Source organism: Sulfurimonas sp., assembly GCF_016744025.1.
Lineage (GTDB): Bacteria > Campylobacterota > Campylobacteria > Campylobacterales > Sulfurimonadaceae > Sulfurimonas.
In genome coordinates this window covers 1-4,182 of the sequence record NZ_JADGFC010000171.1, presented here as the reverse complement: position 1 = coordinate 4,182, position 4,182 = coordinate 1, and the positions used below count along the sequence as shown (strand labels likewise).

The 4,182-nt window shown below is 31.5% G+C and carries 4 protein-coding genes; 3 read left to right on the top strand and 1 reads right to left on the bottom strand.

From position 1 onward, the window contains the following. From QZZ48_RS14470 to QZZ48_RS14460, 3 genes are all read left to right on the top strand, one after another. The coding region (locus tag QZZ48_RS14470) for an FtsX-like permease family protein (protein ID WP_294966967.1) at nucleotides 1–758 on the top strand (758 nt) is incomplete at its 5' end. Further along, the gene (locus QZZ48_RS14465; RefSeq protein ID WP_294966966.1) at nucleotides 758–1,291 is read left to right on the top strand and encodes a DUF3299 domain-containing protein; all 534 of its coding nucleotides are present in this window, start codon (nucleotides 758–760) and stop codon (nucleotides 1,289–1,291) included. The genes QZZ48_RS14470 and QZZ48_RS14465, both read left to right, overlap by 1 nt. Before the next feature lie 46 nt (nucleotides 1,292–1,337). Continuing rightward, the gene (locus QZZ48_RS14460; RefSeq protein WP_294966965.1) at nucleotides 1,338–3,356 is read left to right on the top strand and encodes an LTA synthase family protein; all 2,019 of its coding nucleotides are present in this window, start codon (nucleotides 1,338–1,340) and stop codon (nucleotides 3,354–3,356) included. On the opposite strand, the gene truA is transcribed toward QZZ48_RS14460, so the two are convergent. After that, nucleotides 3,357–4,067 carry a tRNA pseudouridine(38-40) synthase TruA gene (gene truA / locus QZZ48_RS14455; protein WP_294966964.1) on the bottom strand — a complete coding sequence of 237 codons (711 nt, stop codon included), beginning with the start codon at nucleotides 4,065–4,067 and terminating at the stop codon, nucleotides 3,357–3,359. Nucleotides 4,068–4,182: the final 115 nt, after the last annotated feature.

Sequence of the window (4,182 nt, the reverse complement as noted above, 5' to 3'; positions counted from 1 at the left end):
ATATTATACATCTCTCTCATTCAAATTATAAACATGTCCATAAACATAAAAATAGAGAGTTTAAAGTATCTGGTATTCTTAAAAAAAGTATGACACCAAATGATGAATCAGTTTTTATACGCCTAGATGCAGATGTAGCTATTCATATAGAGTGGCAGAGTGGAAACTTTGTAAATTTAAACATAGATAGTAAAAAGTTATCTAGAATGAATATTAAGCCTAAGTATATTGGTGGAGTTCTTATAGGTTTAAAAAATCGTTCTGCTATTTTAGGTGTACAAGATAAGATAAATAGTTATAAAAATGAAAACCTAAGAGCCATAGTTCCTGCAAAAGCATTATCTAAATTGTATAAATTGATGAAAAATATGCAAGATATCCTCATGCTGATATCTGCTGCAGTGTTTATAGCAGCAATATTTACAATGTTATCTAGTATGTTTTCAACTCTTAATGAAAGAAGAAGAGAAATAGCAATATTTAGAAGTTTAGGTGCTAGTTCTTGGAATATATTTGCACTTTTCGCAATAGAGAGCTTTTTGATAATTGTAAGTGGTATTTTAATTGGTATAGTTTTTTTAGATGCAACTCTATTTTTAATCTCATCTTACCTTCCTATAGAAATGTTTTATGCTATTGACTCTTATGAAATTGGTATGCTTTTTATTATGATAGTTATAGGACTAATTGCAAGTCTTTTCCCTGCTTTAAAGTCATATAGAAATAGCCTGCAAGATGCTTTGAGTGTAAGAATGTAATGAAACACTTTTTTATCTCTCTTCTTATCTTACCTATCTTTGTTGCCTGTTCAAGCTTGCCTAATTATGAACTTAGTGATTGGAATCTTTTAATAGATCCAAATTTTAATCAAAAAGAAATTGTAGATTTTTACACTAAAAAGGTAGCAAAAGTAGAAGAAGCATCTGAGCAAGAGGCAAAGATTTATGCTCAGATGCAAGAAGCCCTAAAAAAAGCTGGTAACAACAAAGATGTAGAGGGGAAAAATGTCATGCTTGAGGGATATTTAGTTCCTATTGATACAGATGGACGAAGAGTAAATATATTTTTATTTTTTCCTTCTCAAGCAGCATGCCTACATGTTCCTGCATCTCCTGCAAACCAAACTATATTTGTTCAAACAAAAAAAGATGAAGGTGTTTTACTCGAAGATGCCTATGAGCAGATAAAAGTTTATGGAGTACTAAAACTTAAAGAGACCAAAGTTGCTACAGGGACAGCTTCATATACAATAGATGATGCAATAACAAGGGTTGTTCCAATGTTAAATTAAAAGTTGTATAATTTCGCTTATCTTCTTTTAAGAGAGCGTTATCTATATGAACTTATTTTTACAACTTCCTAAACTTTTGAGATTTTTACTAATCTTTATTCCTTCTCTAACACTTCTTTACGTTGTTATGAGAATTGCTTTTTACATAATCTTTAGCGATCCTATGTATCCACTTATGATGAATGATTTAGTAAAATCAATGTGGCTTGGTCTTAGGTTTGACCTTAGAATGGTTGTACTTATGATAATACCACTCTTCGCTCTTGGTGGTATTAAATGGTTTAGCCCTTTTAAATATAAATTTGCTCGTAACTTCTGGTTAGTTTATATTAGTGCAGTATTCGCATTTTATTTTATGTTTTATGTGGTTGATTTTGGTCACTATGCTTATCTAAATACAAGGTTGGATTTTACAGCAATGAGATTTGCTGAGAATGCTGCAATCTCATCTCAAATGGTTTGGGAGAGTTATCCAGTTATTTGGATTTCAGTTGCAATAGTTTTTGCAAATCTTGTTTTTATATTTTTAACACATAAGCTTTTCCTTGTCATTACAAAACAAAAAGATGTAGTAGTGAGTTTGAAAAAAGGTATATTACTTGGTTTTATTGCTTTCTTTGTTCTTTTAGTGGCTGGTTATAGTAAATTTTCTCAGTATCCACTTCGCTGGAGTGAGGCTGCATTTTCAAAATATCCATTTGCAACACAGTTAACTTATAATCCAATCCATTACTTTTTTGATACTTGGAAAAATGGAAGAATAACTTACGATAAGACAAAAGTTGCTCAGTATTATCCGATTGTATCTGAGTATTTGGGTGTAAAAGGTAAGAACGCTAAAGAGTTATATTTTCAAAGAGCTGTTACTCCTAAGCATCCCATAGGAGAAAAACCAAATGTTGTTATAGTTATTTTAGAATCATTTGCATCTTATAAGTCTAGTCTTTCTGCAAATCCACTTGACCCATCTCCTCATGTTAAAGAGTTAGCTCAAAATGGGTACTTTTTTAAAAACTTCTTTACTCCATCAACGGGAACAGCACGTTCTATCTACACAACAGTTACCGGTCTTCCTGATGTTGAGTTAAAAGGCACATCTAGTCGTAATCCTCTTATAGTAAACCAACATAGTGTTGCACAAGATTTTGATGGATATGATAAAGCTTACTTTATTGGTGGATCTGCTTCATGGGGAAATATTCGTGGTATGCTTAGTCAGTCTTTAAATGGTCTTAAACTTTATGAAGAGGGTGATTACTCATCTCCTCGTAATGATGTTTGGGGTATCTCAGATATTGATCTATTTCGTGAAGCAAATAAAGCTCTTGTAACTATGAAAGAGCCATTTCTCTCAGTTATACAAACTTCAGGAAACCATAGACCATATACTATTCCAAACGATAGTTACGGATTTGAGTCAAGAACAGATATAAGTGATAAAGAAGTTCTAAAATATGGATTTGATTCTGTTGAAGAATATAATTCTTTTAGATTTATGGACTACTCAGTTGGTCATTTTATGGATTTAGCTCGTAAAAGTGAGTATTATAAAAATACTATTTTTATATTTTGGGGAGACCATGGCATCTCTGGTAGAACAGGTCAGCATACTTTTGTAGGTGAAAGTACAAGTAAGTTAGGTTTAGGATCTTATAGAGTTCCTTTTATTATTTACTCACCACTCATTAAAGAGCCAAAAGTTTTTGAAAAAGTTCTTAGTGAGGTAGATGCTCTACCTACAATAGCATCTATGGCAAATATTTCTTACACAGCAACTACATTAGGTAGAGATGCCTTTGATAAGAGTTTTGATAAGGATAGATATGCTTTTACAATCTATCATAAACCAAATCCTACTATTGGTCTTATTGGTGAGAAATACTATTATAGAACTAAAGCAGATGGCACAGATGCAGCACTTTTTGATATATATAGTGATACACCTTTAAAAGATCACTCTTTAGAGAATAAAGAGCTAGTTAAAAAGATGAAAGATTTGACTTATGGTATTTATGAGACTGCTAAGTATATTCCTTACTTTAACAAGCAAGAAGATGTTAAGTAGTTAGTATTTAATTCGGGCTAAATATAGCCCGTTACTTGGTGCGGGTTTTACCTTATACCTTTTTTTACATTTTAATTGTTCTTCTAATTCTTTTTCATTTAACTTTAGAAGTGCTCCAACCATAAGACGAATTTGACTTCTTAAGAATCCATTAGCTTCGAAGTTTAAAACAATGCAACCTTTGTATTTATAAGCAAAGGCTTTATAAACCTCTCTAACACTACTCTTTGTATCACTTCCAGTTTTCATGAAGTTTTTAAAGTCATGTTCTCCAATGTATAACTTTATATTTTGCTCAATACTTTGGAAATCTACAGAGTTTAAAAATGTAATAAACTTATCTTCAAATGGATTGCTTTTAGAATCTTTAATGATGTATCTATAAACTCTTTTTTTAGCACTATATCTTGCATGAAATTCATCATCTACTTCTTTAATATATTTAACTTGGATACTAGTAGGGAGCATCTCATTTAAAACTTTTTTTAGTTTATCTAAATCACTCCAAAATGGTGGCAAGTCAATATGACATACTTGACCCGTAGCATGAACACCTTTGTCAGTTCTACCAGATGCAATGATTTTTGAGTCTATACTAAGCTTTAAAAGGATTTTTTCAAGGTTTCCCATGATAGTATTAGGTGAACTCTTCTGTGTCTGTGAGCCTAAATAGTCTGTTCCCTTATAGGCTATAGTTAAAGCGCAACGCATATATATTAAAATCTAGATACTACAGTTTTTTTGTATATGATGTAAGTCGTAATTATCCAAGCGATAGCTACTAAAGGTATTGTGTTATAAACTAAAACTTTTTGTAGTCCTAGAG